This window comes from Cupriavidus sp. 30B13, from assembly GCF_049059565.2.
Taxonomy (GTDB): Bacteria; Pseudomonadota; Gammaproteobacteria; order Burkholderiales; family Burkholderiaceae; genus Cupriavidus.
This window is the reverse complement of the sequence record NZ_CP188224.1, coordinates 3,305,003-3,330,958: the sequence shown is the minus strand read 5'-3', so window position 1 is coordinate 3,330,958 and position 25,956 is coordinate 3,305,003. Positions and strand designations below refer to the sequence as shown.

At 69.9% G+C, this 25,956-nt stretch carries 24 protein-coding genes; 9 read left to right on the top strand and 15 right to left on the bottom strand.

Annotation, left to right across the window (positions count from 1 at the left end; all coding sequences use genetic code 11):
* The first annotated feature begins 34 nt into the window (after positions 1-34).
* Both ACKI2N_RS33935 and ACKI2N_RS33930 read left to right on the top strand, forming a co-directional pair.
* Positions 35-1,498, top strand: coding sequence for a DegQ family serine endoprotease (locus ACKI2N_RS33935; protein WP_420998102.1), 1,464 nt, complete (start codon positions 35-37; stop codon positions 1,496-1,498).
* A 284-nt stretch (positions 1,499-1,782) separates the two neighbouring features.
* On the top strand, positions 1,783-2,103 hold the full coding sequence (locus ACKI2N_RS33930; RefSeq protein ID WP_420998103.1) for a hypothetical protein: 321 nt from the start codon (positions 1,783-1,785) through the stop codon (positions 2,101-2,103).
* A 191-nt stretch (positions 2,104-2,294) separates the two neighbouring features.
* Here ACKI2N_RS33930 and ACKI2N_RS33925 read toward each other — a convergent pair whose 3' ends face one another.
* The 5 genes from ACKI2N_RS33925 to ACKI2N_RS33905 form a co-directional block, all read right to left on the bottom strand.
* Positions 2,295-3,869, bottom strand: coding sequence for an MFS transporter (locus ACKI2N_RS33925; protein WP_420998104.1), 1,575 nt, complete (start codon positions 3,867-3,869; stop codon positions 2,295-2,297).
* Positions 3,866-4,354, bottom strand: a complete 489-nt coding sequence (locus ACKI2N_RS33920; RefSeq protein ID WP_420998105.1) for a MarR family winged helix-turn-helix transcriptional regulator — start codon at positions 4,352-4,354, stop codon at positions 3,866-3,868. Before ACKI2N_RS33920 ends, ACKI2N_RS33925 begins: the two co-directional genes overlap by 4 nt.
* An 85-nt stretch (positions 4,355-4,439) precedes the next feature.
* Positions 4,440-6,458 (bottom strand): transglutaminaseTgpA domain-containing protein, encoded by a 2,019-nt coding sequence (locus ACKI2N_RS33915; protein WP_420998106.1) that lies wholly within the window; start codon positions 6,456-6,458, stop codon positions 4,440-4,442.
* Between the two features lie 11 nt (positions 6,459-6,469).
* Positions 6,470-7,534 (bottom strand): DUF58 domain-containing protein, encoded by a 1,065-nt coding sequence (locus ACKI2N_RS33910; RefSeq protein ID WP_420998107.1) that lies wholly within the window; start codon positions 7,532-7,534, stop codon positions 6,470-6,472.
* Between the two features lie 3 nt (positions 7,535-7,537).
* Complete coding sequence (locus tag ACKI2N_RS33905; RefSeq protein WP_420998108.1) at positions 7,538-8,458, bottom strand: AAA family ATPase; 921 nt, start codon at positions 8,456-8,458, stop codon at positions 7,538-7,540.
* 243 nt (positions 8,459-8,701) lie between these two features.
* Between ACKI2N_RS33905 and ACKI2N_RS33900 the strand changes: the two genes are divergently transcribed.
* Positions 8,702-9,487 (top strand): phytanoyl-CoA dioxygenase family protein, encoded by a 786-nt coding sequence (locus ACKI2N_RS33900; protein ID WP_420998109.1) that lies wholly within the window; start codon positions 8,702-8,704, stop codon positions 9,485-9,487.
* A gap of 48 nt (positions 9,488-9,535) precedes the next feature.
* Here the strand turns inward: ACKI2N_RS33900 and ACKI2N_RS33895 are convergent, their stop codons facing one another.
* Positions 9,536-10,363, bottom strand: coding sequence for an IclR family transcriptional regulator (locus tag ACKI2N_RS33895; protein WP_420998110.1), 828 nt, complete (start codon positions 10,361-10,363; stop codon positions 9,536-9,538).
* Positions 10,364-10,516: 153 nt separating this feature from the next.
* Between ACKI2N_RS33895 and ACKI2N_RS33890 the strand changes: the two genes are divergently transcribed.
* Positions 10,517-11,437 (top strand): LysR family transcriptional regulator, encoded by a 921-nt coding sequence (locus ACKI2N_RS33890; protein ID WP_420998111.1) that lies wholly within the window; start codon positions 10,517-10,519, stop codon positions 11,435-11,437.
* Positions 11,438-11,584: 147 nt separating this feature from the next.
* Here ACKI2N_RS33890 and ACKI2N_RS33885 read toward each other — a convergent pair whose 3' ends face one another.
* Together ACKI2N_RS33885 and ACKI2N_RS33880 are read right to left on the bottom strand one after the other, a co-directional pair.
* Entirely contained in the window at positions 11,585-11,827 is a 243-nt protein-coding gene (locus ACKI2N_RS33885) for a hypothetical protein (RefSeq protein ID WP_420998112.1), read from the bottom strand.
* A 189-nt stretch (positions 11,828-12,016) separates the two neighbouring features.
* Positions 12,017-12,586 (bottom strand): YggT family protein, encoded by a 570-nt coding sequence (locus ACKI2N_RS33880; RefSeq protein WP_420998113.1) that lies wholly within the window; start codon positions 12,584-12,586, stop codon positions 12,017-12,019.
* A gap of 203 nt (positions 12,587-12,789) precedes the next feature.
* Here ACKI2N_RS33880 and ACKI2N_RS33875 point away from each other — a divergent pair, with 203 nt between their 5' ends.
* Positions 12,790-13,242, top strand: coding sequence for a MarR family winged helix-turn-helix transcriptional regulator (locus ACKI2N_RS33875; RefSeq protein ID WP_420998114.1), 453 nt, complete (start codon positions 12,790-12,792; stop codon positions 13,240-13,242).
* A gap of 142 nt (positions 13,243-13,384) precedes the next feature.
* Complete coding sequence (locus tag ACKI2N_RS33870; RefSeq protein WP_420998115.1) at positions 13,385-14,167, top strand: glycine zipper 2TM domain-containing protein; 783 nt, start codon at positions 13,385-13,387, stop codon at positions 14,165-14,167.
* Positions 14,168-14,179: 12 nt separating this feature from the next.
* Here ACKI2N_RS33870 and ACKI2N_RS33865 read toward each other — a convergent pair whose 3' ends face one another.
* Both ACKI2N_RS33865 and ACKI2N_RS33860 read right to left on the bottom strand, forming a co-directional pair.
* A complete protein-coding gene (locus tag ACKI2N_RS33865) occupies positions 14,180-14,887 on the bottom strand; it encodes a dienelactone hydrolase family protein (RefSeq protein ID WP_420998116.1) in 708 nt (235 codons plus the stop codon).
* Between the two features lie 155 nt (positions 14,888-15,042).
* A complete protein-coding gene (locus ACKI2N_RS33860) occupies positions 15,043-15,873 on the bottom strand; it encodes a DNA/RNA non-specific endonuclease (RefSeq protein WP_420998117.1) in 831 nt (276 codons plus the stop codon).
* 212 nt (positions 15,874-16,085) lie between these two features.
* Here ACKI2N_RS33860 and ACKI2N_RS33855 point away from each other — a divergent pair, with 212 nt between their 5' ends.
* Positions 16,086-16,994, top strand: coding sequence for a LysR family transcriptional regulator (locus tag ACKI2N_RS33855; RefSeq protein WP_420998118.1), 909 nt, complete (start codon positions 16,086-16,088; stop codon positions 16,992-16,994).
* A 126-nt stretch (positions 16,995-17,120) separates the two neighbouring features.
* Positions 17,121-17,864 carry an SDR family oxidoreductase gene (locus tag ACKI2N_RS33850; protein WP_420998119.1) on the top strand — a complete coding sequence of 248 codons (744 nt, stop codon included), beginning with the start codon at positions 17,121-17,123 and terminating at the stop codon, positions 17,862-17,864.
* Positions 17,865-17,932: 68 nt separating this feature from the next.
* Here ACKI2N_RS33850 and ACKI2N_RS33845 read toward each other — a convergent pair whose 3' ends face one another.
* A complete protein-coding gene (locus ACKI2N_RS33845) occupies positions 17,933-18,124 on the bottom strand; it encodes a hypothetical protein (RefSeq protein WP_420998120.1) in 192 nt (63 codons plus the stop codon).
* A gap of 349 nt (positions 18,125-18,473) precedes the next feature.
* On the opposite strand from ACKI2N_RS33845, the gene ACKI2N_RS33840 reads away from it, so the two are divergent.
* Positions 18,474-18,680: a dodecin gene (locus ACKI2N_RS33840; RefSeq protein WP_020204984.1), complete on the top strand. Its 207-nt coding sequence runs from the start codon at positions 18,474-18,476 to the stop codon at positions 18,678-18,680.
* On the opposite strand, the gene ACKI2N_RS33835 is transcribed toward ACKI2N_RS33840, so the two are convergent.
* The 4 genes from ACKI2N_RS33835 to ACKI2N_RS33820 all read right to left on the bottom strand — a co-directional run bounded on the left by ACKI2N_RS33835 (position 18,649) and on the right by ACKI2N_RS33820 (position 25,493).
* Positions 18,649-19,440: a tetratricopeptide repeat protein gene (locus ACKI2N_RS33835; protein ID WP_420998121.1), complete on the bottom strand. Its 792-nt coding sequence runs from the start codon at positions 19,438-19,440 to the stop codon at positions 18,649-18,651. The genes ACKI2N_RS33840 and ACKI2N_RS33835 overlap by 32 nt on opposite strands.
* Positions 19,441-19,538: 98 nt before the next feature.
* Positions 19,539-21,740, bottom strand: a complete 2,202-nt coding sequence (locus ACKI2N_RS33830; RefSeq protein WP_420998122.1) for a TonB-dependent receptor — start codon at positions 21,738-21,740, stop codon at positions 19,539-19,541.
* Positions 21,741-22,105: 365 nt separating this feature from the next.
* Positions 22,106-23,773, bottom strand: a complete 1,668-nt coding sequence (locus ACKI2N_RS33825) for a ShlB/FhaC/HecB family hemolysin secretion/activation protein (RefSeq protein WP_420998123.1) — start codon at positions 23,771-23,773, stop codon at positions 22,106-22,108.
* Between the two features lie 199 nt (positions 23,774-23,972).
* Entirely contained in the window at positions 23,973-25,493 is a 1,521-nt protein-coding gene (locus ACKI2N_RS33820) for a collagen-like triple helix repeat-containing protein (protein ID WP_420998124.1), read from the bottom strand.
* Between the last annotated feature and the right edge of the window lie 463 nt (positions 25,494-25,956).

Sequence of the window (25,956 nt, the reverse complement as noted above, 5' to 3'; positions counted from 1 at the left end):
TGGACGCCCAAGGTAACCAGTAAAGGAAGACGCCATGATCCGCCAGACACTCGCCCGCTCCGCCATTGGTATCGCTGCCTTGGCCGCGCTTGCCGGGGGCTATGCCTATCTGCAGAAAGAAGTCATCACACCGGGATACGCCGCACAGAGTCCCATCACCGCACCCTCGCAACCCGTTGCCGTAGCCACGCCGACCGATTTCTCGGGCATCGTCGACCGGTATGGTCCCGCCGTGGTCAATATCAGCGTGACCTCGCGCGCGCAGCGCACCTCGGCGCAGGTGCCGCAGGGCATGGACCCGGACGATCCCCTGTTCCAGTTCTTCAAGCGTTTCGGCCCGCAGTTCCAGGCTCCGCAGAACGGCCCGCAGCAACTCGTGCGCGGCCTCGGCTCCGGCTTCATCGTCAGCCCCGATGGCCTGATCCTGACCAACGCCCACGTGGTCGACGGCGCCCAGGAGGTGACCGTGAAGCTGACCGACCGCCGCGAGTTCAAGGCCAAGGTACTCGGCGTCGACAAGCAATCCGACGTGGCGGTGATCCGCATCGACGCCAAGGACCTGCCGACGGTGCGCCTGGGCGACCCCGCGCGCGTGCGCGTCGGCGAGCCGGTCCTGGCCATCGGCTCGCCCTACGGCTTCGAGAATACCGTGACGGCCGGCATCGTCAGCGCCAAGTCGCGCTCGCTGCCCGACGACACCTATGTGCCCTTCATCCAGACCGACGTCGCGGTCAACCCCGGCAATTCGGGCGGCCCGCTGTTCAACCAGCGCGGCGAAGTGATCGGCATCAACTCGCAGATCTACAGCCAGACCGGTGGCTACCAGGGCCTCTCGTTCGCGATCCCGATCGACGTGGCTACCAAGGTGGAGACGCAACTGGTCGCGCACGGCAAGGTCACGCGCGGGCGCCTGGGCATCGGCGTGCAAGAGGTAAACCAGGCGCTGGCGCAATCGTTCGGCTTGCCCAAGCCCACTGGCGCGCTGGTCAACTCGGTGGAACCGGACAGCCCCGCGGCGAAGGCCGGCGTGAAGCCGGGCGACGTGATCGTGCAACTGGGCAATGACGTGATCGACCATTCAGGCGACCTGCCCGAGCACGTGGCCGACCTCGCGCCCGGCACGCAGACTTCGCTCAAGGTCATCCGCAAGGGTGATCCGGTGACGTTGACCGTCAAGATCGGCACTGCCAAGGATACGGTGGTCGCCGACAAGAGCCCGGCCAACGATGCGGGCGGCAAGCTCGGCCTGGCGGTGCGTCCGTTGAGCCCGGCGGAGAAGCGCGACAGCGGCATCGACGGCGGCCTCGTGGTGGAAGACGTGGCAGGCCCGGCGGCCAAGGTCGGCATCCAGCCCGGCGACGTGATCCTGTCGATCAACGGCACGCCGATCAGTTCCGCCGACCAGCTGCGCGCGTTGGTGTCGAAGTCGGGCAAGCAGGTGGCACTGCTGGTGCAACGCGACGATGCCCGTATCTTTATCCCGCTCGACCTCGGTTGAGTATCGCCGCGGGCGCGCTAAAATGCCGCTGAAAATGCGGTGTCCAGCGCGCCGCGAAAATGCGCGTGGGCCGGTAAACGCGTATACGTAAACGTATACGCGGACGTATACGCCAGGTATACGTCCGGCCCGCCAAGCCTTGCTGGAAGCCGAATTCCGGTGCATATGGGGCTGTCAGAACGCGCGGTAACAGGTATTATCTCGACTGCGACGCAGGACACGCCGCGACGGTTTCCGGACCCTTGTTGCGAATTCGTCCTGCAGACTCGAATACAAGGAAGTCTATGCAGTTGGATTTCACCCGCGTCTCCGCGACCACGGGTACCGAAAGAGCGCGGCGCCTGCCGCAATCGACGCCCTCTCCGCGACGCCGCAAGAAAGCAGAAGCCGCTCCGCACTGGGAGCGTGGCTACCGTTCGCACTTCTACCGCAACGAACGCGGCGAGAAGCTGGGCGAAGTGCGCCTGTCCGATCGCGGCGAACTCCCGGTCGTCTATCACTGGGCCGCCGGCAACTATTCCGGCGCGGAAGGCTCGCTCGCCCATGCGCGCATGCGCGTGGAGGAAACCATCGGCTTCGGCATGCGCCAGCTGGCCTTGTTCTGAGCACGTGATCTGATATTGCCGGCCGTCCGGCCGGTCGATGCGTCGTCCGCATCGCGCATGCCACTGCCGGAGCGATCCGCCCGGCCACCAGCAGTACCCGCGATCAGCCGCCACGCGGCAACGCCCTCATCGCCCCCTTCGCGCCCTTCGTCCTCTCCGCGCCCCCCGTTTCCAGCCCCCGCCGCCCGGGTTCAGTCGAGCCGGCGCTGCGCCAGCATGAACACCGCGGCAACCAGCGCCAGCACCGCGATCAGCCGGTACAGATCCTCGCACGCGATCAGCCTGGCCTGGACATCGACCAGGCCGGCCAGTTGCGCCAGCGCGGCCTGATGCGCATGGCCCGCGTCGAATCCGCGCGCGCTCCAGCTTGCCTGCGCCGAGTCCATCCATAGCTGGGTCTGCGCGGTGTGCTGGCCCAGCGCGCCGGTCAGGCTGGTGTGCACGGCGAACTGCCGGTTCTGCAGCAGCACCGCGCCGAGCGCGGAGGCAAACGACGCGGCGATCTGGCGCAGCAGGTTCTTGCTGCGGTAGCCGTGCGCGAAATCTTCCTCGGCCAGCGAGCGGAAGGTCAGGCCCGCGATGGGGATGATCACCAGCACGCCGAACAGTCCCTTGCCGACCAGCCCCAGGGTCAGCGCCCGCGGGCCGGCATCCGGCGGCATCGACGAGAACCACCACGCCGCGCCGGCCATCAGCAGCAGGCCGCTCACCATCAGCGGCTTCTTGTGCGGCAGCCTGGGCGCCACGCGCAGGTAGACCGCGATGCCGGCCAGGCTTACCAGCGCGGCGAAGCTGTTGAGCCAGCCGGTCCTGGCCAGCGGCATGCCGAGCGCCTGTTCGGCGTAGATCGGGAATACATAGCTGCTGAGGTTGCTGATCAGGTAGTAGGCGAAATACATTCCCAGCCCGGTCAGGTAGACCGGATCGCGCAGCGCGCGCACGCGCAGCACCGGTGTGCTGTGGTGCCATTGCTGCCAGAGGAACCAGCCGAGCAGGCCCACCCCCAGCGCGCAGATCGCGGCAAGCCGCAGCGGGTGCGAGAAGATGTCGAAGCGCGCCTCGGTCAGCGCGGCCTGCAAGGACACCACGGCGGCGCCGAACAGCAGCAGCGGCCCCAGCGCGGGGCCGGCGTCGTCGTCGCGCGGCTCCGCGTCGGGCAGCAGCAGCCATGCGCCCAGCGTTGCCAGCGCCGCGAACGGCAGCGCGCCGTAGAACACGTCCTGCCACACGCCGCGCTCGACCAGCTCGGCGGCCAGCGCCGGCGCCAGTGCCGAGGCCGAGAAGATGCCCAGCATGAAGATGCGCGCCGCGCGGGGCCGGTCGGGCGGGGCGAACATCACATTGATGAGGATGCGGCAACTGGTAAACAGCGCGCCGCCACCCACGCCCTGCACGAAGCGCGCGCCCACCAGTTGCGGCAGCGTATGGCTGGTCGCGGCCGCCAGCGTGCCTGCCATGAAGATCATCAGCGCGCCGGTCAGGTAATAGCGGTAGCCGAAGCGCTGGGCCAGCCATTGCTGCTTGAGGATCATCAGCATGCTGCCCACGGCGTAGGCCGCCTGGACCAGCGCGAAGCTGCGCGGGTCCGCGTCCACGCCGCCCACGATGTGGCTCGACGCGAACACGAACATGATGTTCTCGAGGAATTCGACCGCGGTGGCCAGCGCGAGCAGCAGCATGACCAGCGTCTGCCGCTGCCGGTGGCTGAGCAGGCGCAGCCAGCGCAGCCCGAGGCGCAGCGGCCGCAAGGCTGAAGCTGATTTCATGGCTCCAGCGCGAGCAGGTTCTTGTGCAGGCGGTTCAGGGCCCGGGTGGCGGTGCCGAGGCCGCTTTCCCCGAGCGGTTGCCAGGCTTCGGCATAGGCGGCGTGCACCGCCGGCGCCGCGCGTTCGAGCAGGCGATGGCCCGCGGCGGTGAGCACGAGCTCGGTGGCGCGGCGGTCCAGCGCGGAGGCGTTGCGCCGCACCAGCCCGCGCGCTTCCAGCCCGTCCATCAGGCGGGTCATCTGGGTGCGGGTGGCGTCGAGCGTGAGGCCGAGTTCCGACGGCAGCGTCGGCTGCGCCTCGTCGGTGGCGAGCATGCTGATCGCCAGGTATTGCTGGAGATCCAGCTCGAACGGCGCGAGCGCGCGGTCGATATGGGTGCGCAGCAGGCGCGCGGTGCGCAGCAGCAGCCGCGAGGCCAGGATCAGGTCGCGCGGCGCCTCGGGGTGGGTGGCGCAGAAACGGTCAATGCGGTCTTCGAACGACATGGCGCAATGCTCAAGTGATACCCGCGCCGCGAAGCTGCCGCGCCGGTCATTTAATTTCGGATGAAATTATATCACTTGAAATAGGTCATTGCGGCGACAGCGGCTCCGCGCGGGTGCCGCGGCCGGGCGCATGGCGCGGTAGCCGCCGCAGGGCCTCGCGCAGCGCGGCCAGGTCGGCGGCGAGCGCCGCCGGAGCCGGCGGCCCGTAGCGCAGCTTCATATAGCGCAGGTTGAAGTCGAGCACCGCGCCGGCCGCTTCCGGCCAGGCCCGTGCGGCGCGCGCGGCGAAATCCCGGGGGCCTTCGGCCGGCGCGCGCACGCAGCCGTGCCGCGCCAGCTCGCGGCAAAAGCGCGCGTACAGCGCCTGCACGGGATCGGCCTCGCGGCGGCGGCGCACCAGCGGCACCAGCCCCAGCAGGCTGAGCGCGGCGAGTCCGCCCAGCAAGGCCTGCGGCAAGCTGTCGCCGATGCCGAGCTGCTGCATCAGCCGGGTCTGCTGCCCGCGGTCGTATTGCAGCACCCAGCGCTGCCAGGTATAGACCATGCCGTCCATGCCCCAGCGCAGGTCGCGCAGCCAGCCGGGCTCGCGCGCCGCGCTCAGCGCGGCGATCTCGCTGGCCTGCAGCGCCGCGTCGAGGCCGCGCTCCACGCGGCTGGGCGCCACCGCGCTGGTGGGATCGACGCGCACCCAGCCGCGCCCCGCCAGCCAGATCTCCGCCCAAGCATGCGCGTCGGCCTGGCGCACGATGTAGTTGCCGCCGATCGGGTTGTACTCGCCGCCCTGGTAGCCCGTGACCACGCGCGCCGGCACCCCGGCCGCGCGCATCAGGAAGACGAAGCTGCTGGCGTAGTGCTCGCAGAAGCCCCGGCGGGTGTCGAACAGGAAGCTGTCCACCTGCTCGTGGCCGAGCGGCGCGGGCGACAGCGTATAGGCGAACGGCGCCGCGGCGAATAGCCGCAGCGCGGCCTGCGCGCGCTGCGCCGGATCCGCGTAGCGTTGTTCCCATTCGGCCGCGAGCGCGCGGCTGCGCGGGTTGCCGGGCGGCAGCGACAACGCCAGTTGCAGCGTCTGCGGGTCGAGCGGTTCCGCCGCGGCCGGCCCCGAGCGCGCGCGATAACGCAGGCGCCGGTCGACCAGGTCGCGCGTGAAGAACTCGCCGTCGGCATTGATCCTGGCGCCGGCGGGGACGGAAATGGCCTGGCCCCGGTCGAGCAGGAACAGCCACGGGTGCTGGTTGGGCTCGAGCGTGATGTGGTAATCGATCGCGCCGGCGGCGGCGGTGTCCGTCGCCGGCAGTTCCGGCGCGGCCTGTGTGCGGCGCTGGCGTCCGGGTGCGGGGCGCCAGGTCTGCCCGTCGAACCGCCACAGCACCAGCGCCCGCCAGTACAGCGCGCCGGGGGGCAACTGGCCGCCCTCCACGTCGGCGCGCAGCGCTACTTCGGCCGATTGCGTCAGCTCGCTCACGCTGCCCGGGCTCATGGTGTCGCTCAGGCCGGTGGCGGCCACCGGCTCGGCCTGCGGCAGGCGCCACAGCGGGCGGTCCAGGCGCGGGAACAGCACGAACAGCAGCAGCGCCCACGGCAGCCCGACCAGCGCCAGCCGCCCGAGCAGCGGCCACACCGCCAGGTAGCCGCGCGCTTCCGGATGGCCCAGGAACAGCCAGTTGCGCAGCAGCCAGGCCGCGATGGCGAGGCTGTACAGCGCCAGCCAGAACGGCTGGTCGAACAGATACAGGCTCAGCAGGAGATAGAAGCAAAGCTGCGTCACCAGCGTGGCGTCGGCCAGCACGCGGCATTCCAGCAGCTTGAGCACGACAAAGGCGCCCAGCAGCGCCACCGAGAGATCGCGCCCCATATTGCCGCCGGCCTGCCACACCAGCGCCGCGGCCACCAGCAGCACCAGCCCGGCGGTCAGCCCGAGCATCAGGCGCGACGGCAGCGGCGCGCGCTGGCGCCACAGCAGCCAGCGCCAGCCCATCAGCAGCACCAGCAGGACGCTGACGGCCACCGGCAGGCTGCGCGCCTGCGGCGCCAGCACCAGCGCGAGCTGGCCCAGCAGCAGGCCGTGCTCCTCATGGGCAAGCAGGCGGGGCGCGGGCTTCATCCGGCGTGTCTTCATCCTGTGTGCCCCGGCGTGGCTTGTCCGGCCCGGCCCGGCCATAGCGCCAGCGCTTCCAGGCAGGCGCGGCGATGCCCGCTGCCGCGGCCGGGCGCGATCTCCACGCCGGGCAGCCGCAGGCCGATCTCCACCGCGTCGCTTGCCGCCAGCACCCATGCGCACAGGCGCGACAGGCGCGCCTCGTTGCCCAGCGCCAGCGGCAGCGACTGCCACTCGAGCCAGCACGAAGGCTGGCTGCCTGACTGCCCGGTGCGGCTCAGCCAGCGGCCGGTGCGCGCGCTGTGCTTCCAGGCGATGCGGTGCAGCGGGTCGCCGCTGCGGTAGCGCCGCAACTGGTCGGTACCGTCGTCCGAGGGCAGCGCCGCGGCACCGTCTTCATCCGGTTGCGTGGCGAAGGGCAACGGCGGCGCGCCGGCTTCGGGCTGCGGGTAGACCAGCGCGGCCAGCGGCAGGTCGGCATAGCTCCATACCCGGAACAGGTTGAACGGGAAACGGCTGGAGAGCGTGACGCGCGGCAGCGCCAGCCAGCCGCGCCGCGCCGCGGGCAGCCGCAGCGTCAGCATGCCGGTGGCGCCGCGCGCCAGGCTCAGGCTGGCCGGCTGCGCCCCGGCCTGCGCCGGCAGGGTGGCCTCGATGCCGATCCGCACCGGCGCGCGCGCGCCGGCCACCCCGGCCACGCGCAGGCTGAACGCCGCCGTTTCCCCGGCGAACACCGGCGCGGCGCCGGCGCCGGCCACGGTCACGTCGAGCAGGTTGCGATACGCCTGCCACATGCACGCCATGCCGATGCCGCCCAGCAGGAAGGTGAGGGCGAAGCCCAGGCTGATGTTGTAGTTCAGCGAGGTCAGCAGCATGGCCGCCAGCAGCAAGGCAAAGCCGAAGCCGGTGCGGCTGGGCAGGATATAGAGATGCCGGCGGTCGAGCGTCACCACGCCTTGCTGCGGCGGGCGCGGCCGCTGCAGCCAGGGCGCCGTGCCCCACGGCCGGCGCTTGCCGGCCGGAGACCGCTGTGCCGGGCCAGCAGGCGACGCTTGCGGCGGGAATGGCCGGCTGCGCGGCATCGCTCAGGGGATGGCGACTTCGGCGAGCAGGCGGGCGAGCGTGTCCTGTCCCGCGCCGGCGCCGCTGGCGGGCAGCAGCCGGTGGCCCGCCACCGGCTCGAATACGGCCTGCACGTCTTCCGGCAGCACCATCTCGCGCTGGTGGAGCAGCGCCCAGGCGCGCGCGCAGGCCAGCAGCGCCAGGCCCGCGCGCGGCGACAGGCCGGCGGCGAAGCCGGCATGCGCGCGGGTGGCCTGCACCAGCGCCAGTGCGTAGTCCACCAGCGCCGGGCTCGCGTAGACCTGCGCCGCGGCCTGCTGCAGCGCCGTTACATGGTCGGCGTCCATCACGGGGCCGGTGTCGGCGGGCGCGCCGCCGCCGAGATACAGCACGCGCTCGAAGGCGGGGTCGGGATAGCCCAGCGACAGGCGCATGGTGAAACGGTCGAGCTGCGATTCGGGCAGCGCGTGGGTGCCGATCTGGTCGAGCGGGTTCTGCGTGGCGATGACGAAGAACGGCGACGGCAGCGCATGCGTGACGCCGTCATGCGTCACCTGTCCCTCGGCCATGGCTTCCAGCAGCGCGCTCTGCGTCTTGGGCGTGGCGCGGTTGATCTCGTCGGCGAGCACCACCTGCGCGAACACCGGGCCGCGATGGAAGCGGAATTCGGCGCTCTCGCGCACGTAGACGGAGACGCCGATGAGGTCCGCCGGCAGCAGGTCGCTGGTGAACTGCACGCGCTGGAACTGCAGGCCGAGCGTGCGCGCCAGCGCGTGGGCCAGTGTGGTCTTGCCCACGCCGGGCAGGTCTTCGAGCAACAGGTGGCCGCCGGCCAGCATGCAGGCCAGCGCCAGGCGGAGCTGGCGGGGCTTGCCCAGGACGATGCGGCCAAGCTGGGCTTCCGCCTGGGCGAGCGAGGCGACGATGCGGGGGCGAGCGGTCACTGGGGGCCTGCGGGTCGGATCGAGGACCCGGCCATTGTAGCGGCGCGCGCATGCCGCGGAACAGTCTGTTTGCGCACGCAAGGCGGCGCGCCATGCACCCGTGTTGTGCCAGATCACGCCGGATTGCGCGGCTTCTGGCATTATCGAAGCTGTCGGTCCCTGCCACCCCCCACATCCGCTGCAATGAACTCCCCCCTCGCCGCATCTCCGGGCACCGCCGCTGGCGCGGCCCCGGCCTCCGCCATGGTTCCCGCTGCCGCCGAACTGGACGCGCTGAACCGCGCTTTCCATGCCGACGGCTATATCGTGCTGCGCGGTTTCGCGCCGCCCGCAGTCTGCGACCGCATCGAGCAGGTCGCGCGCCGGCAACTGGCAGCGGCGGTGCCGCCCGTGGAATACGAAGCCGAACTCGGATACCCGGGCGCGCCCGCCAGCCGCGACGCGGCCGGCGGCGGCACGGTGCGGCGCCTGCGCCAGGCCTACGCGCGCGACGAGGCGTTCCGCCAGTGGGCGACCGACCCCGCCGTGGAGCGGGTGGTGTCGACGCTGCTGGGCGAGCCGGCCTGCCTGACGCTGGCGCACCACAACTGCGTGATGACCAAGCATCCGCATTACGGCAGCCAGACCGGCTGGCACCGCGACACGCGCTACTGGTCGTTCGCCCGCCCGGAACTGGTGACGGTATGGCTGGCGCTGGGCCGCGAGGACGAAAGCAACGGCGTGCTGCGCGTGATTCCCGGCTCGCACACGGTGGCGCTGGAGCCCGGCCAGCTCGACGCGGCGGAATTCCTGGTGGAGTCGCACCCGGCCAGCCAGGCGCTGCTGCGCGGCGTGCGGCCGCTCGCGCTGGAGCGCGGTGACGTGCTGTTCTTCGACAGCCGGCTGTTCCACAGCGCGGGGCAGAATCTCTCCGAGGCGGTCAAGCTGTCGGCGGCCTTCGCGTATTTCGGCGCCGGCAACCATCCGCTGCCGGGCACGCGCTCGGCCGAATTCGGCAGCGTGGCGCTGGCCGCGCCCGCTGCGCGCTAGCGCGCGGGGCCTGCTGCCCCCAGCTTCCAGGTTCCTGGTCTTCGGGTTTCAGGTACGCAGGCTGATCAGGTTCGAGATCTTCCCGGATGCCGCCAGCAGCGGCGGCAGGAAATTGGCGGCCATCTCGTCGGCGCTGGTGCGGTTGGCCTGCCCGCTGATATTGATGGCGGCGATGACCTGCCCGGCGCGGTTGCGGATCGGCGCGGCCAGCGACACCAGCCCTTCCTCGAGCTCCTGGTCGTTCTGGGCCCAGCCGCGCGCGCGGATGCCGGCCACGATGGCCTTGAGCGCCGCGGGATCGGTGACGGTGCGGTCGGTGCGCGGGCGCAGGTCGCTGGCGGCCAGCACGCGGTCCAGTTCGGCGTCCGGCAGGCCGGCCAGCAGCACGCGTCCCATCGACGAGCAGTAGGCCGGCAGGCGGCTGCCGATGGACAGGTTGATGGTCATGATCTTGCGCGCCGGCACGCGCAGCACATAGACGATCTCGGTACCGTCCAGCACGGAAATCGAGCAACTCTCGTGCACTTCCTGCGAAAGCGCCTCCATGATCGGCTCGGCCAGGTTCCAGAACGGCATCGAGGTCAGGTAGGCAAAGCCGAGGTCCAGGATCTTGGGCGTCAGGCGGAACAGGCGCCCGTCGGCGCGCACATAGCCCAGCCCCACCAGCGTCAGCAGGATGCGGCGCGCGCCCGCGCGCGTGAGGCCGCTGGCGTGCGCGATCTCGCTCAGGGTCTGGGCCGGGTGCTGCGCGTCGAAGGCACGGATGACGGAAAGCCCGCGTGCGAAGGACTGCACATAGGTATCGCTCGGCTTCTCCTGGGCCGGCGCGCTGGCGGCAGGGTTAGCGGGATTGTCTGGAGCGGCAGGGCTGGCCATCGGTCAGTTCGGCCGGACGCCGAATATGCACGGAAAGGCCGAAAGGGTAGAGGAAATGCGCGCCGCGCGCCAGTGCCGCGGGGCGCCGCCGCCGCGCGTGCCGCATAATGGCGCGCGTTGCGGAAACATAGCTTGTAAAGGAAACCTGGCCTGGTGAACGAGACAATCCAGTGGAACGATTGGGAAGCCTTCTGTTGCGTGGTGGAGCAAGGCACCTTCACGGCGGCGGCCGAGCAGCTCGACTGCCCCAAGTCCCGCGTCTCGGCGGCGGTGGCGCGGCTGGAGTCCGCCATCGGCGCCAAGCTGCTCCAGCGCACCACCCGGCGCATGCGCCTGACCGACGCCGGCAGCGCGGTATACCGCGACGTGGCGCCGCTGTTCGCGCGGCTGCGGGAGATCCGCCAGGAAACGCTGGCGCGCGAGGAGCGCGTGCAGGGCGTGCTGCGCATCGCCTCGCCCTACGAGTTCGGCGCCCAGCAACTGGGTGGCGTGATTTGCCGGACACTTGCGGCCCATCCCGCGCTCGACGTGAAGGTGGAGATCAGCCAGGGCATGGTCGATCCGATCCGCGACGGCTTCGACGTCGCCTTCGTCGCGGTCGAGAACGACCTGCCGGACTCCGGCACCGTGGCGCGGCGCATCTACCATGTCGAGCGCGGCCTGTTCGCGGCGCCGGCGCTGGCCGCCGGCCTGCCGCCGCAACTGCAGCCGGAGGACCTTTCCAACCTGCCCACCCTGACCACGCCCGGCGACGGCATATGGGAGTTCATGCGCGGCGAGGAGCGCATGTCGGTGCCGATCCGGCCGCGCATGCAGACTTCCAACGCGGAACTGCGGCTGCAGGGCGCGCTGGCGGGGCTGGGCATCGCGCGGCTGTCGCGGGCCTATTGCGAAGCCGAGGTGGCGCAGGGGCGGCTGGTCCAGGTGATGCCTGACTTTCCGCCGCCGCCGCTCAGGGTCTTTGCCCTGCTGCCGGACCGCCGGCTGCAGCCGCGCAAGGTGCGTGTGTTCATGGAAGCGGTCGAGGCCATGATGGCGACCGATCTTGCCGAGCCGGCGCGCGAGGAAGCCTGAGCAAAAAGGCCCGCCCGGAACGACGCAGCCGCGCCCGGCCCGTGAAGGCTGGCGCGGCTGCGGGGGTCATGCCGTGAGCCGGCTGGCAGGCCGGTCTTTCCTTGGTGCTGCTGTCTCCTCTGCCTCGGGGATTCCGTGGCGCGGCGCTCAGGCGCCGTCGCTGAAGCTGCTGCGCGGCTCGCTCACGCTGCGCGCGCCGTCGGTAAAGGCATCGCGCTGGGTGGTGCGGGCGCCGTCGGTGAAGGCGTCGACCTTGCGGCCGATGCTGCCATCGAGGCGGGCCAGGTCGGAGACCGGCGTGCTGGCGTGCGCGGAGGCGGCGGCCAGCGACAGGCCGATGGCGCAGAGCAGGGTGGTGGCGAGGGTACGGGGTTGTGCGAGAGTTTTCATTGGAGCTTTCTTCCTGGGCTTTGTCGTGGTGCTTCGTGGTTTGTTCCACGTTGCCCGTACTGTAGGCGGCCTGCCGCCCAGGAAAAAGTACCAATCCTCGAAACACTGTTCGCCATCTTGGACAATGGCGGCCCGCCGGCGTCGCGCCGGGCGGGGGCAAATGCGCTCAGAGTGCCCCGCGCGGGATGCTCACAGCCCGAAGCGCGCGCCGAACAGGCCCGCGCCCAGGCGGGCAATGACCATCAGCAGGATCTGCGCGATCACGAACAGCACCAGCGGCGAGATATCGAAGCCGCCCAGGCGCGGCACCACGCGCCGGATCGGGCGCAGCAGCGGCTCGGTCAGGTGATTGATGGCGGGCGTGACCGGCGAATGCGGATTGACCCACGACAGGATCGCCATCAGCAGCGTGACCCACATCACCATGCTGATGCCCCACTTGAGCACGTTGAGCAGCGCGATGAGCAACAGCAGCGGCAGCAGCGTGGACGGATCCGCGCCGGACAGCAGGATCACCAGCAGCAGGAACACGATCGCCGTCAGCCAGGCGCCCACCAGCGTGGCCCAGTCGATGCCGCCCAGGCCCGGGATGATCCGGCGCAGCGGCCGCACCAGCCAGTCGGTGATCTGGAACACGCCTTGCGAGACCGGGTTGCGGGTTGGCAGCCGGGTCCATTGCATCCAGACACGCAGCAGCAGCGCCATGCCGAACAAGGTGAAGACGGTATCGAGCAGGAAGAGGGCGATTTCCGTGAACATCGGTTTCGGTTCCGTGGCAATGAATGACGTTGGCAGTCGGGAGTGTCTGCGAACGCACAGATTCTGCCATACCCGCGCGGGCCCCGGTCGAAATGCGGGTTCACGCGCGCGCCCGGGCCTCGCCGCGGCAGCGGGGCGGGCAGGGGTCAGCCCCTATAATGAGCGTCGAATCCCGATCACAGCGCAACGCCGCTGACCCGCCAATGACCCGTCAGCCAGCCGCCGCCAAAGCCCCGCTCGCCAAGCAGGACTTCGAGGCGCTTTCCGATTTTCGCTACCAGCTGCGCCGTTTCCTGCGGTTTTCCGAGGACGCGGCCCACAACGAAGGCCTGACCGTGCAGCAGTATCTGCTGATGCTGCATATCCGCGGCTGCGCCGGCAAGGACTGGGCTTCGATCGGCGAACTGGCCGAGCGCCTGCAGGCCAAGCAGCATGGCGTGGTGGCGCTGGTCAACCGCTGCGAGGCGGCCGGCCTGGTCAAGCGCAAGGCCAATCCGGACGACCGCCGCATCGTGGAGGTCCACCTGCTGGCCAAGGGCGAGCGCTTCCTGAACCGGCTGGCGATGCTGCACCGGAGCGAACTGGAATCGCTGCGCGGCACCTTCCGCGTGGCGCGCCTGACCGCCTTCAACGATGACGGCGCCGAGCGCGCCTGAGCTTGCGCCACGCCCGCCGCGCCGCGGCCTGCGCGTGGCGTTACAGGCGGTTACCAATCACAAGCCCCGGTGACACCCGCGGCGCCCTGCCGGCCCCAGAATCGCGCGCACCACAACACGCGTTCGACGCAGGAGCCAGCCGATGTCCTTTCCCTTTTCTCCCTTTCGTGCCGCCATGCTGGGTTTGCTTGCCGCGGGTGCGCTGGCCGGCTGCGTGAGCGCGCCCTATGGCGGGTACAGCGCGGGAGGGTATGGCGGCTACGGATCGGGCGGCACGCAGGCCGGCGCGGCCTATCCCGCCGCTTATCCGCAGCAGGGTTATCCGCAAGCGTCCTACCCGCAGCCCGGCTACGCGCAGCCGGCTTATGCGCAACCGGCCTACGCGCAACCGGGCTATGCGCAGGACAGCGAGCCGCAGCCGGCCTATCCCGGACAGGGTTATGCCCAGCAGGGCTATCCCGATCCCCAGGCGGGCTACCCCTTGCAGGGTGGCTATCGGCAGCCGCAGCAAGGCTACCCGCAGCAGCCGTATCCGCAGGCCGGCTACCCGCAGGCCAATCCGGCCGCGGGCGGTCATGACGCCTACGGCGTGCGCTATGGCCAGGTCGAATCGATCGAGATGGTGCAGGGGCAGGCGCCGGGCGGCGGCGTGGCCGGGGCGCTGATCGGCGGCGTGGTCGGTGGCCTGCTGGGCCACCAGGTCGGCGGCGGGCGCGGCAACACGGTGGCGACCATCGGCGGCGCGGTGGCCGGCGCGGTGGCCGGCAACGAAGTCGAGAAGCGCGCCAATGCCGCGCCGCCGGCTTATCGCATCCGCGTGCGCACCACCGACAACGGCTATCTCACGCTGACCCAGTCGACGCCTTACAACCTGCGCAACGGCGACCGGGTCAAGGTGCAGAACGGCGTGGCGATGCCGTACTGACCGCGCGGCGGCTTACAGCGCGCCGGCCAGGAAGGTCAGCGTGCGGCCATGCGCGAGCACCGCGGAGGGCTGGTGGTAGGAGCCGCGCGCCCAGCAGTTGAAGCCGTGGTCGGCCTGCGGATAGACGTGGATTTCCGCACGCGGGTTGCCGGCCACGGCGGCACGCACCTTGTCGACCGCTTCGGCGGGGATGTGCGCGTCGAGCGCGCCGTAGTGGAACTGCACCGGCACCTCGATGCTGGCCGCTTCCGCCAGGTTGTTCTGGATGCCGCCGCCGTAGTACGGCACGGCCGCGTCGACTAGCCCGCGCGCCGCGCTCAGGTAGGCCAGCAGGCCGCCGAAGCAGTAGCCCACCGCGGCGATCTTGCCGCCCGCGCCGATCTGCGCGCGCAGTGCCTTGGCGGTGGCGGCGATATCCTTGACCGCCAGTTCCACGTCGACCTTCTGGCGCAGTTCCAGCGCGCGCTTCATGTCGTCGCCGGCGTAGCCCAGCTCCACGCGCGGCGCATCGCGCCAGAACACGTCGGGGGCCAGCACCACGTAGCCGTCGAGCGCGTACTGGTCGGCCACCGCGCGGATGTGTTCATTGACGCCGAAGATCTCCTGCACCAGCACGATCCCGGGCGCGCCGGCGGTCTTGCCGGCCGGCGGCAGCGCCAGGTAGGCATCGAAGGCGCCGCCTTCGGTTTCGACGCGGATCCATTGGCTATTGTTCGACATGTGGGGCTTGCTCCATCGTTAGTGAGACAAAACACAGGGGTGCGGCCGGGCCAGGCTAGCGTGGCGATGCGGCGCCACCGTGACACGGCAGGCGGCCGCCACGCGCGGCAAACCGGCAGTGTGCCACTTCCGCGGTTTTCCGGTGTGGCGCCGCCTCAGTCCGCCAGCCGCACGCCCGGCAGGAATTCGATGCCGGTACGGCGCACCAGTTCACTGTAGGAAATCGGCTTGCCCGGACGGGCCTCGTCGGTATTCTCGATCCAGTGCGCCCAGGCGCGGTGGGCCGACGGGTCGTAGACGAGCTTGTAGAGATACTTCGGCACCCAGACGTTGTCGTTGCCGATGGTCTGGACCTTGCCCTCGAACACCGGGCCGGAAATCACGTACACCTCGCCGCCGGCGCGCAGCGCATACTTGCGTGTCGCCTTTTCGATCGAAGCCCACGCCTTGCGGTTGTTCTGCGGCGCCTGCGGGACCATGTTGGCGAGCGAGAAGCTCTGCGCCATCGCCTGCGCGGTCGGCTGGTTGGCCGCCGGCGAGAGATGGCCGCGGTCATAGCCGCTGCCCTTGTAGTCGTCGAGCTCGGCGCGTTCGGCGCGCGGCAGGCGCGCGTCGGCGAAGAAGCGGTCGGTCCGCGCCTCGTCGCGGGCGTCGAGCAACTGGCTGCGCGACAGGCGCTCCGCCACGTACAGCGGGGTCTTGCTGCGGCCCGAGTGGAGCACCGCGAAGGCGTCGTAGCAAAGCTCGCGCGCCTTGGCCAGCGGGTCGTCGCGCAGCCGTGGCGCGGCCTGCTGCGCGAAGAACTGCGGGCATTGCGAGAAGCCGGCCGCGCTGGCGCCGGCTACGCGCGGCACGCTCTCCGTGCCGATGCTGCGGGATTTGGCCGAGGCGGGCGGTGCCAGTGCCGCCGCCGTGGCGAGGAACAGGGCCGTCAGTACGATTGCCGCGGCCTTTTTCGTTGCCGGTGATGCTGATGCTGTCTTCATTCTGCGTGTGGAAATACGGGGCAGCCCGCGCAAGGCGGCCGTCCGGGCGCGATGGCAGGCCAGGCGGCACCCGGGCGTGGAGCCCGCCCGGGCCGCGGGCGTCGCGCATTCTGCCAGAGTGCGGCATACCCGGCTCGCCTTTTATAATTGCCGTTTCGTGTCACGTCCGCGTCATCGTCGCGCGCACGCACGCATACAAGGCGCACACACTCATGCTCAACCGGCTGGAAATGCTGAGGATCTTCTGCGCGGCGGCAGAGTCGGCCTCGTTCAAGGCGGCCGCGGCGCGGCTCGGCACGTCGCCGCAGACCGTGACGCGCGCCATCCAGGATCTCGAGGAGGCCGTCGGCGAGCCGCTGTTCCACCGCAACACGCGCCAGATCCGCATCACCGCGGCGGGCGAGCGGCTGGCCGAGCGGGCCCGCGCGGCGCTGCTCGACGTGGACAGCCTGTTCGCGCATCCGGCCAGCCGCTCCGACAGCGAGCTCAAGGGCGTGGTGCGCATTACCGCGCCCAGCACGCTGGGCCGCCAGCACCTGCTGGTGGCGCTGCGGCCGCTGGCGCTGGCCCACCCCGGCATCACGCTGGACATCCGCCTGTCCGACCAGCTGGCGGACGTGGTGGACGACGAGATCGACATCGGCCTGCGCCTGGGCATGTTCCGCGATCAGCGCCTGGTGGCGCGCATGACGGCGCGGGTGGCCTTCCACGTGGTGGGCACGCCGGAACTGGTGGCGCGGGTGGGCAAGCCGTCCAGCCTGGCCGACCTCGCGGCGCTGCCCGCCACCGGCCTGATCGACCGCAGCACCGGCCGCGCGTGGCCCTGGTACTTCGCCCAGGGCGAGCAGTTCACGCCGCGCTCGCCGGCCTTCCTGACCGACGACCCCGAGACCGAGATGGAAGCGATCCTCTGCGGCCTGGCCTACGGGCAACTACCGGACTACCTTGCGCAGCCGCACCTGCGCTCGGGCCGCCTGGTCAGCGTGCTGGAACGCCACGCGCCGGCGCCGTGGGGTTTGTACATCTACCGTTCGCGGCGCAGCCCGGTGCCGATGCGCATCCGGCTGGTATTCGACGCGCTGGTCGCCTACTTCGGCAACATGGCGTCAGCCGAATCCTGAGCGGCGTCGCCGGGTATTCCGGAATCCGGAATACTAAAATCAAAACGTTTCCATTTCTATGGATGGTCGCAACCAACATAATGGCTTCGTCGCAGGCCGAGGGGCCCGCATCCAACGGAGCAGGAAATGAGCAAAGGTATCGAAGGAAAGGTCGTTGTCATCACGGGCGCGAGCAGCGGGCTGGGCGAAGCCACGGCGCACCACCTGGCCGCGGCCGGCGCGTTCCTGGTGCTGGCCGCGCGCCGCGGCGACCGGCTGGAAGCGCTGGCGGCGCAGATCCGCGCCAAGGGCGGCCGCGCCGAGACGGTGGTGGCCGACGTCAGCCGCCGTGCCGACGTCGAGGCGGTGGTCCGGCACGCCGTGGCCAGCTTCGGCCGCGTCGACGTGATGGTCAACAACGCCGGCCTGATGGCGATCGCCCCGCTGAGCGAGGGCAAGGTCGACGAGTGGGAACGCATGATCGACATCAACGTCAAGGGCGTGCTGTACGGCATCGCCGCGGCGCTGCCGGTGTTCCAGAAGCAGGGCGCTGGGCATTTCATCAACATCGCCTCGGTGGCGGGCGTGAAGGTGTTCAGCCCGGGCGGCACCGTGTACAGCGGCACCAAGTTCGCCGTGCGCGCGATTTCCGAAGGCCTGCGCCATGAGGTGGGCGGCGCCATCCGCACCACGGTGATCTCGCCCGGCGCGGTCGACTCCGAACTCAAGCTCGGCAGCAGCCATGCGCAAAGCGCGCAGACCGTGAGCGAGTTCTACAAGCAGGCGATCCCGGCGGACTCGGTGGCGTGTGCGATCGCCTATGCGATCGAGCAGCCGGCGGATGTGGATATCAACGAGATCGTGCTGCGCCCGGCGGTGCAGGAGTTCTGAGGCCGCTGCCGCAGGGTGCCCGTGCCAGGGATGCGGGCGAACGCGGGAGCATGCCGCGTGCCGCCGCGTCAGGCGACGCGCGGCGTCTTGCGGGTCCGCATGCCCGAGGGGCGCACCTGCTGCAGCGTGCGCAGGCTCAGGATGGCGTCTTCGATGGCTTCGATGCCCTGGGTGAGGCGGTCGCGCGCCTGGCCCAGCGCGGTCTGCGTTTCGGCGTCGAAGATGGCCAGGTGATCGAGCGAATCGACTTCCGCCTGCAATTGGCCGACCAGGCGTCTTAACTGCGCGGTACTGTGTGAAGCGGTAGAGCGTATTGCCATTGCGGTCTCCGAAAAGGCAGGGCGCACATTCGTAAGGTAGAACGTATGTGGCGGAAAGGACAAACACTTTCGCCGCCGCTGACGGTTGTTTCACACGTTCGGCAACACTTCCTGGCGCATGGGCGGAGCTCTTCGGCAGCCCGCATCCCGATATGCCGCAAGCGGCGCTCGCCCGGCTCTCCGCCGCGCTTGGGCTTTGCCGGAGGCGCTGCCTATGATGAAGAGGCGCGCCCGGCGCGCCGCGCTGGCCGGCGCGGCGAGCGCGGGCGGCAGCGCCAAGGAGACGGACATGTCAAACCACACCTACAAGCTGGTCGAGATCGTGGGCTCCTCGCCGGACGGCTGCGATGCGGCGATCCGCAGCGCCATCGCAAAAGCCGGCGAGACCATCAAGCACATCGACTGGTTCGAAGTGGTGGAGACGCGCGGCCATATCGAAGATGGCGAGGTTGCGCACTACCAGGTCACGCTGAAGATCGGCTTTCGCGTGACCTGACCTGCTGCGCGGCGTCCTCCGCGGGGCCGAGCAGCCGGTTGAGGGCGGCGTCGGGCGCGTCGCGCAGGAAGGCGAGCATCTTCTCGATAAAGGGCGCGTTGGCGGTCTGCGGTACCTGGCGCACCCAGCGGATCGCCTCGCTGTCCTGGCCGCACAAGGCCAGCGCGCGCGCGTAGTTGAACTGGCCGCGGAAGTCGCCGGCCTCGGCCGAGCGGCGGTAGTAGTCCATCGCCACCGCGGCGTCGCGTTCCACCTCCCAGCCGTCTTCATAGAAGCCACCCACGATATTGAGCGACTTGGCATGACCCATGCCGGCGGCGCGCCGGTACCACGCCAGCGCGTCGGCACGGCTGGCGGCAATGCCGCGGCCGAGCACCAGCGCGGTGGCCAGGTTGTACATGCCCCAGTCCGAGCCGCGCTGCGCGGCCAGCGTGTACCACTGCGCCGCGGCGCGGTCGTCGGGCGCGGTGCCCCAGCCGTTTTCATAGCAGCGCCCCGTCATGTTGGCGGCGCCGGCATGGCCGGCATGGGCGGCATGCTTGAACCACACGAAGGCGCGGCCCTCGTCGCGCGCCATGCCGTGGCCGGCCAGGAACCACTGGCCGAGGATCATCTGGGCATCGAGGTCGCCCTGCACGGCCGCGCCGCCCAGCCAGGGCAGCGCGAGGTGGGCGGGCTCGCGCAGCTTGCCGGCCAGCCCGGCCGCGCCGAGCTGGTCCAGTTCGCCGGGGGAGGCAATGCGAAAAGGCAGTGTGTTCATGCGGAGAAAAAGGAAAAACGGCACACCGCGCCGGGGGCGGGTGTGCCGCGTCGGGTCAGACGCCGGCCCGCTGGCCGGCATCCAGGCCGTGCGTGCGCTCAGTAGCGCAGGTTGAGGCTCACGATGGCCGCGCGGCCCGGGGCGATCGACGCGTAATGGCTGGCGTAGGCCTGGTTGTAGTAGACCTTGTTGGTCAGGTTCAGCAGGTTGAGCTGCAGGCCGACGTTCTTGTTGATGCGGTATGCCGCCATGGCGTCGAAGCGCCAGTACGCGGGCACCCACTTGTTGGTCGCCTCGTTGCCCCAGATCTTCGAGACGTAGTACGCGCCGCCGCCCACCGTGAAGTTGGGCATGGCCTGGTAGGTCGTCCACGCGCTGAAGCTGTCCGCCGGGGTGTTGGGGAAGGACTGGCCGTCGGTGGCGCCGAAGGCAACGCCCGAGCCGCCGTTCTTGCGCAGCTCGCTCTTCAGGTGGGTATAGCCGCCGAACACCGCCCACTTGTCGGTGACGTTGCCGGCGAAGCCCAGCTCGACGCCGTCCACGCGCTTGTCGCCGCCCATGACCGCGGTGCCGTCCTGCTGGACGATGCGGGCATTGGTGGTTTCCACGCGGAAGATGGCCGCGGTCAGCTGCAGGCGCTTGTTCAGCACGTCCCACTTGGTGCCGAGTTCGAAGGCGCGGTTCTTTTCCGGCGCGAGCTGGTCGCCGCGGTTGCCGGCGCGGTCCGGGGCCAGCGCGTTGCCGTCGCTGCCCTGGGACAGGAAGGAGCCGGCCGGCGTGGACGAGGTGCCATAGGAGAAATACACGCTGCCGTTCTCCACCGGCTTGAACACCAGGCCCAGCTGGTAGTTGAACAGGTTGTCGTCGCGCGAGTACTCGGCGCGGCTGCCGTCGGCCGCGCGCGCGGCCTGGAACTCCGCGCTGTAGTGGTCGAAGCGCACGCCGCCGTTGAACAGCCATTGCTTGGTCAGCTCGACGGAGTCGAAGGCGTAGACCGAGGTGGTGTTGGTCTTGGAATTGCTGGGATTGTTGTTGCGCGTGATCGAGCCGGCCCACGGGTCGTTCGGGTTCGGGTTGAACAGCGTGGTGCAGTTGTAGCCGCCGGCGGCGCCCGGGCCGGCGGGGCAGCGGTTGTTGCCGGTGGCTACGGTGTAGCTGTCGTTCTCGCTCTTTTCCTGCGCGAACTCCACGCCGAACGCGTACTTGTGCTTGACCGTGCCGGTGGCGAATTCGCCGGACAGGTCGGTCTGGTTGGCGATGGTGCGCGCCGTGGCGATGCGCGTATTGGTGCGGCGCCAGACCATGTCGTAATAGATGTTGCCCTGGCTGTCGTCAGGCTGGGTCCAGATGTAGTCCTGCGTGGTGCGCGCGAAGCGGGTCTGGTTGCGGAACTTGAACGCGGGGCTGAAATCGTGCTCGAAGCGCACCGTGCCCATGTCGGCCTTGTCCTTGCGGAAATCGCGGTCCAGCAGGCCGTAGAACGAATTGCGCGGCACGTTCAGCGGCGAGCCGTCGCCGGCCGGGCGCGTGCGCGGGCGGCCGTCGGTACGGGGGTTGAAGGTGGGATTGTTGTACGGAATGCCGGTGTCGGGAATGTCGTCCGACTGCATGTGGTAGTACGACAGCGTCAGGCGCGTGTCGGTACCCAGGCCGAACGCCAGCGACGGCGCGAAGCCCCAGCGGTTGGCGTGGGTGGCGTCGCGCCCGGGCACGTCGGCATCGTGGTACATCGCATTCAGGCGGAACGCCGCGTGGTCGGCGAACTGCCAGTTGCCGTCGGCGGTGCCGCGCTTGTAGTCGGCATTGCCGAGGCTGATGTTGCCTTCGGCGAAGTTGCTCAGCTTGGGCGCCTTGCTGACGATATTGATGCTGCCGCCGGCCGAGCCGCGGCCGTCGTAGGCGCCGGCCGGGCCCTTGGTGACTTCCACCGACTCCACGTTGAACAGTTCTCGGCTCTGCGCGCCGATGTCGCGGAAGCCGTCGAGGAAGGTGCTGGCCTGTGCGTCGTAGCCGCGGATGAACGGGCGGTCGCCGACCGGGTTGCCGCCTTCGCCGGCGCCGAAGGAGATGCCGGGCACCGTGCGCAGGACTTCGCTGAGGCTGGTCGAGGCGGTGCTCTGGATCACTTCCTGCGGGATGACGGTGATCGACTTGGGCGTATCGAGCAGCGCCGCCGGCGTCTTGATCGAGGAAGCCGTGTCAGCCTTGAAGCCGCTGTCGGCGCTGCCGACCACGGTGACATGCGGCAGTTCCACATTGCCCGCGGTCTGCGCGGCCACCGGGGCGGCCGCGACGGCCATGCCCACGGCGCCCGACAGGCGCGGAATGTGATGTTTTTTATTCTTCCCTATTACAGCAACAGTCTGCACGATTCCCTCGATTTTCATAAACAATACTGAGAATGAGAGGAATTATCATTTTGTTTTCATATGTACGTCAAGGCGTACAGGTGAACATCGTGTACACAAAGAGTTACATGCAGGGAACAGAAAGTGATTTTTGCGCCGTGCGCGCATGCCTGCCGATTCCAGCCATGGCGAGACCTCCCTGCATGGCCATCGCGGCGGGGAAGGTGGGGAATGGACGTGCAATCAGCGAGATTGCCGAGACTTGATAGGGATTTGGGCGAGGAAGTGCCGCTGCCGCCACGCCCTCGTCCGCGCGATCATTCGAACTGGTAGGAGTAGGTTGCGTTCAGCCGCGGCGAGCGCCGCGCGGCATTGACCGGCTTGTCGCCGACCGGCTGCGCGACCGACAGGTCCAGCGAGTAATAGCGGCGGTCGGAAAAGCGCAGGCCGATGGCGACCGAGGACAGCGTGCGGTGCACCAGCGACAGGCTGTTCGAATACACGCGCGCCATGTCGAACCACACATAGGGCTGGATGGTCTTCAGGTAGGTCAGCCCCGGCGTGAACAGCCGGTTGATCTCCGCCGACGCGCCCCAGCCCTTGTCGCCCGCTACTTCGCCGGGCGGGTAGCCCAGGCCGAAGAAGCGCCCGCCGAAGCTGATCTGCTCGCTCGATGCGAGGCGCTGGGCGCTGTACTGCCCCGCCGCCGACACCGCCACGCCGAAGCCCAGCGGCAGGTCGGTCGCCTGCGACACCACCAGCCGCGTGCGCAGGAAGCTCAGGTCGTTGACGTTGTTCTCGCGCAGCGCCCCGAGCGCGTCGATGCCCTTGTAGACGCCGAGCGTGGCGCTACGCGTCTGGCCCTCCTGCCGCTGCACGTAGGCCAGTTCCGCGCTCAGCACGCGCACGTGGGTGGTCAGCGCGATCTGGCGGTCGGTGCCGGCCTGCGTGTAGCGCTCGAACTGGTCGTTGGCGTAGACCCCGCCGGTGGCCGTGAGCGAATGCGCGTTGTTGAGGATGACCGGATAGCTCAGCGTGCCGCCCAGGCGCTTGGTGTCGTTCACGTAGCGCGTGTCGAAGCCGAGCGGCGCCAGCGTGCCGTTTTCCGGCACGCCGCGGTAGTGCGACGCGCTCAGCCGCGCGATCATGCCTTCGGTGCCGATCGGCTGGCCGTAGCTGGCCACGTAGTATTCCTCGTGGTCAGGTCCCTTCGGCGCCAGCGCGGAGACCGACAACTGCTCGCCCAGCGGCGTGAGGCTGTTGGTGGTGGCCGTGAAGATGCCGCGGATGCCGGGCGAGCGGTAATCCAGCGCGGTGCCGAACGCGAAGGGCTTGCGCTTGACGTCGAGCACCATTTCGCAGGCGCCGTCGGTGGTCTGCGGCGGCTGCACGGTGGCCGCCACCTGCACGCCCGGCTGCAGCGCCAGCACGTTGACGTAATGCTCGAAGGTCTCGCGGCGCAGCGGCGTGTCTTCCTTCAGCTTCTCGGCGATGGCGCGCAGGCGGCCTTCGGCAGGCCCCGCCTCGCCGCGCACGGTGACCGTGGCGACGTGTCCTTCCACCACCGTGACCAGCACATTGCCGTTCTCGAACGTCTGCGCCGGCACGAAGGCGAAGGACAGCGGGTAGCCGCGCTGCTGGTACATGGCGGTGACCGCGTTGGCCGCTTCCAGCAGCTGCGCCACCGTGATTTCCTTGCCCGCGAGCGGCGCGAACTTCGCGGCGATTTCCGCGAACGGGATGGTCTTCCCGCCTTCGATCTGGAAGCGTTGCGGGGTGAGCTTGCTCGACAGCAGATTCTGCAGCGCCGAATCGGGCCGCTCCACCTGGACCGTGACGTTGCTTTCGGGAGGCCGCGCCGGCGCGATGCTCGGCAGGGTCTGCGTGGGATCGCCCTGGACCGGGCTGCGCGGCTCCGCGCAGGCGCCGTGGCAAGCGGCGAGGCCGAGCACGAAGGCGGCGGCGCGCAGGCGTGTGTGCGTCATGGTCTTACCCCTGGATTCCGTTAAACCTGCTTGCGGCTGTCACGCGCCGTGCCAATCGCGCCGGGGGGCCGCTATTCCCGGCGGTACTGCTGGCCATCGCGTTCTCTTGTGTCGGGCGGCTGGCGCCGCGCCAACTCTTGTATTTCGCATGCCGTTGCCTGTCAAGGCACGGCATGCGTGGTTGCCGCGCAGGCGGCGATCAGCGCTTGCCGCCGAGGTTGCCGAGGCCGCCGAGCAGTCCGCCCACCAGGCCGGTCACCGGCGCGAGCGGCTTGTTGCCACCCGCGTTGCCGCCGCTGCCCGCGCCGTTGCCGCCGGTCAGCCCGGCAACGAGGCCGGTCACGGGCGCCAGCGGATTGCCGCCCGCACCGCCCGCACCGCCCGCACCGGCCGCGTTGCCGGCCGCGCCGGAAACCGCGCCCACCAGGCCGCTGACCAGGCCCGTGACCGGCGCGAGCGGATTGCCCGCGCCGCCGCCGGCCGCGCCGCCGAGGCCACTGGTGAGACCGCTGGTGAGGCTGCTGACCAGGCCGGTGACGGGCGCGAGCGGGTTGCCCGCGCCGCCGGCACCGCCACCGAGTCCGCCGAGGCCGCCGGTGAGGCCGCCAACGAGGCCCGTGACCGGCGCGAGCGGGTTGCCTGTGCCGCTGCCGCCGCCAAGGCCGCCCGCGAGGCCGCCCAGCAGCCCGGTGACGGGCGCCAGCGGATTGCCGCCCGCGCTGCCGCTCGGGTTGTAGACGGCGCCGCCAAGCGCCGCCACCGTGCCGCCCGCGTTGGCCACGATGCCGCCGACGCCGGACACCACCGGCGTGTTGGTCTGCTTGACCGTGTTGCCTGCCTGCGCAATGCCGCCGCCCAGCGTCGCCAGCAGGTTGTTCACGGGCGCGCCGAGGCCGGTGGCCGCGCCGAGCGTCTGCGTGGCGTTGGTGAGCTGCGAGGTCAGCGGCACGATCAGCTTGCTCACGCCGCCGGTCACCTGCTCCACCGGACCGGTCGAGAGCGCCTGGCCGAGCTTGCCGCCCGCGCCGTTGACGGCAGTGCCGAGCTGCGACACCAGCGAGCCCACCGGCGTGGTCACCGCGCCCAGCGGTGCCAGCGGGCCGCTGCCCAGCCCGCCGACCAGCTCGCCCGCGTTGGTCACGGCGTTGCCCACCTGGCTCACCACGCTGCCGGTGCTGGCCACCGTGGTGCCGAGCGGGTTGGCGGCATTGGGGATGTTGCCCAGCCCGTCCTGCACGCCCGTGCCCAGCGTGCTCACCGCCGCGCCGAGCGAGCCGACCACGCCGCCCAGGCCATTCTTCGATTCGGTGGAGAGGATCGGCAGGTTGGTGTTCTTGATCTGCGTGCCGAGGTCGCTCACGACATTGCCGGTGGTGGTCACCACGTTGCCGACCTGCTTGACGACTTGGCTGGTCGGCGTCAGCGCGGCGGGCGTGGTACCGCCGCCATTGTCGCCACCGTTATTGCCACCGTTATTGCCTCCGTTGTTGCCGCCATTGTTCCCACCGTTGTTCCCGCCGTTATTGCCGCCGTTATTGCCGCCGTTATTGCCGCCGTTGTTGCCTCCGTTATTCCCGCCGTTGTTTCCGCCGCCCGCGCCGGCGTTGTTGCCCGCGCCGCTGCCGGTGTCCATCGAAGTCGTACCGCTGCCGCTGGCGCAGCCGCCGAGTGCCAGCAGGGTGCCGAGCAGGGCGGTGACGATGACCTGTTGAGTACGCATGACCTTTTTCCTTTTTTCCCGTCGTTTAAATCACGGGGCGCTTTGGCTCGCCGTGTTGGCACTCCATTGCGCAAAGGGTGTGCCAGAGCGTGCCGGCATGCCCGCGCGGTGCCCTCCGGAATCTCTCCAGGCCTTGCCACGCATGGGTTTGGCGAGGATGAGACATGGCCGGAAAAGGACCAGACATGGACGCCGTGCGAGGCCTTCCCGCGTTACGCGTTACGTAACGCGGCGGCCCGCGCGAGGAACAACGCCGGCCTGCGGGCGCCGCGCGGAAAAACGAAGGGATGCCGGCGCGGGAAACATCGCGAGGGAACACGTTACGTAGCACGTAACACGCTGCGGCCGCGCGGCCGCAACGCCCCGGCGCGTGGCGCGCTGCCTGCCGGCGGCGCGCCGAGCCGCATGCCGCAACGGTTTGCGGCGGCCCACGCGGCTGCCCCGCGGCGCCGGCCCGAGGTGT

Bases quoted from the DNA above. Each gene is read 5' to 3' on its own strand.
- ACKI2N_RS33935 (WP_420998102.1), top strand. From the start codon at position 35: ATGATCCGCCAGACACTCGCCCGCTCCGCCATTGGTATCGCTGCCTTG.
- ACKI2N_RS33930 (WP_420998103.1), top strand. From the start codon at position 1,783: ATGCAGTTGGATTTCACCCGCGTCTCCGCGACCACGGGTACCGAAAGA.
- ACKI2N_RS33925 (WP_420998104.1), bottom strand. From the start codon at position 3,869: ATGAAATCAGCTTCAGCCTTGCGGCCGCTGCGCCTCGGGCTGCGCTGG.
- ACKI2N_RS33920 (WP_420998105.1), bottom strand. From the start codon at position 4,354: ATGTCGTTCGAAGACCGCATTGACCGTTTCTGCGCCACCCACCCCGAG.
- ACKI2N_RS33915 (WP_420998106.1), bottom strand. From the start codon at position 6,458: ATGAAGCCCGCGCCCCGCCTGCTTGCCCATGAGGAGCACGGCCTGCTG.
- ACKI2N_RS33910 (WP_420998107.1), bottom strand. From the start codon at position 7,534: ATGCCGCGCAGCCGGCCATTCCCGCCGCAAGCGTCGCCTGCTGGCCCG.
- ACKI2N_RS33900 (WP_420998109.1), top strand. From the start codon at position 8,702: ATGGTTCCCGCTGCCGCCGAACTGGACGCGCTGAACCGCGCTTTCCAT.
- ACKI2N_RS33895 (WP_420998110.1), bottom strand. From the start codon at position 10,363: ATGGCCAGCCCTGCCGCTCCAGACAATCCCGCTAACCCTGCCGCCAGC.
- ACKI2N_RS33885 (WP_420998112.1), bottom strand. From the start codon at position 11,827: ATGAAAACTCTCGCACAACCCCGTACCCTCGCCACCACCCTGCTCTGC.
- ACKI2N_RS33880 (WP_420998113.1), bottom strand. From the start codon at position 12,586: ATGTTCACGGAAATCGCCCTCTTCCTGCTCGATACCGTCTTCACCTTG.
- ACKI2N_RS33875 (WP_420998114.1), top strand. From the start codon at position 12,790: ATGACCCGTCAGCCAGCCGCCGCCAAAGCCCCGCTCGCCAAGCAGGAC.
- ACKI2N_RS33870 (WP_420998115.1), top strand. From the start codon at position 13,385: ATGTCCTTTCCCTTTTCTCCCTTTCGTGCCGCCATGCTGGGTTTGCTT.
- ACKI2N_RS33865 (WP_420998116.1), bottom strand. From the start codon at position 14,887: ATGTCGAACAATAGCCAATGGATCCGCGTCGAAACCGAAGGCGGCGCC.
- ACKI2N_RS33860 (WP_420998117.1), bottom strand. From the start codon at position 15,873: ATGAAGACAGCATCAGCATCACCGGCAACGAAAAAGGCCGCGGCAATC.
- ACKI2N_RS33855 (WP_420998118.1), top strand. From the start codon at position 16,086: ATGCTCAACCGGCTGGAAATGCTGAGGATCTTCTGCGCGGCGGCAGAG.
- ACKI2N_RS33850 (WP_420998119.1), top strand. From the start codon at position 17,121: ATGAGCAAAGGTATCGAAGGAAAGGTCGTTGTCATCACGGGCGCGAGC.
- ACKI2N_RS33840 (WP_020204984.1), top strand. From the start codon at position 18,474: ATGTCAAACCACACCTACAAGCTGGTCGAGATCGTGGGCTCCTCGCCG.
- ACKI2N_RS33835 (WP_420998121.1), bottom strand. From the start codon at position 19,440: ATGAACACACTGCCTTTTCGCATTGCCTCCCCCGGCGAACTGGACCAG.
- ACKI2N_RS33830 (WP_420998122.1), bottom strand. From the start codon at position 21,740: ATGGCCGTCGCGGCCGCCCCGGTGGCCGCGCAGACCGCGGGCAATGTG.
- ACKI2N_RS33825 (WP_420998123.1), bottom strand. From the start codon at position 23,773: ATGACGCACACACGCCTGCGCGCCGCCGCCTTCGTGCTCGGCCTCGCC.
- ACKI2N_RS33820 (WP_420998124.1), bottom strand. From the start codon at position 25,493: ATGCGTACTCAACAGGTCATCGTCACCGCCCTGCTCGGCACCCTGCTG.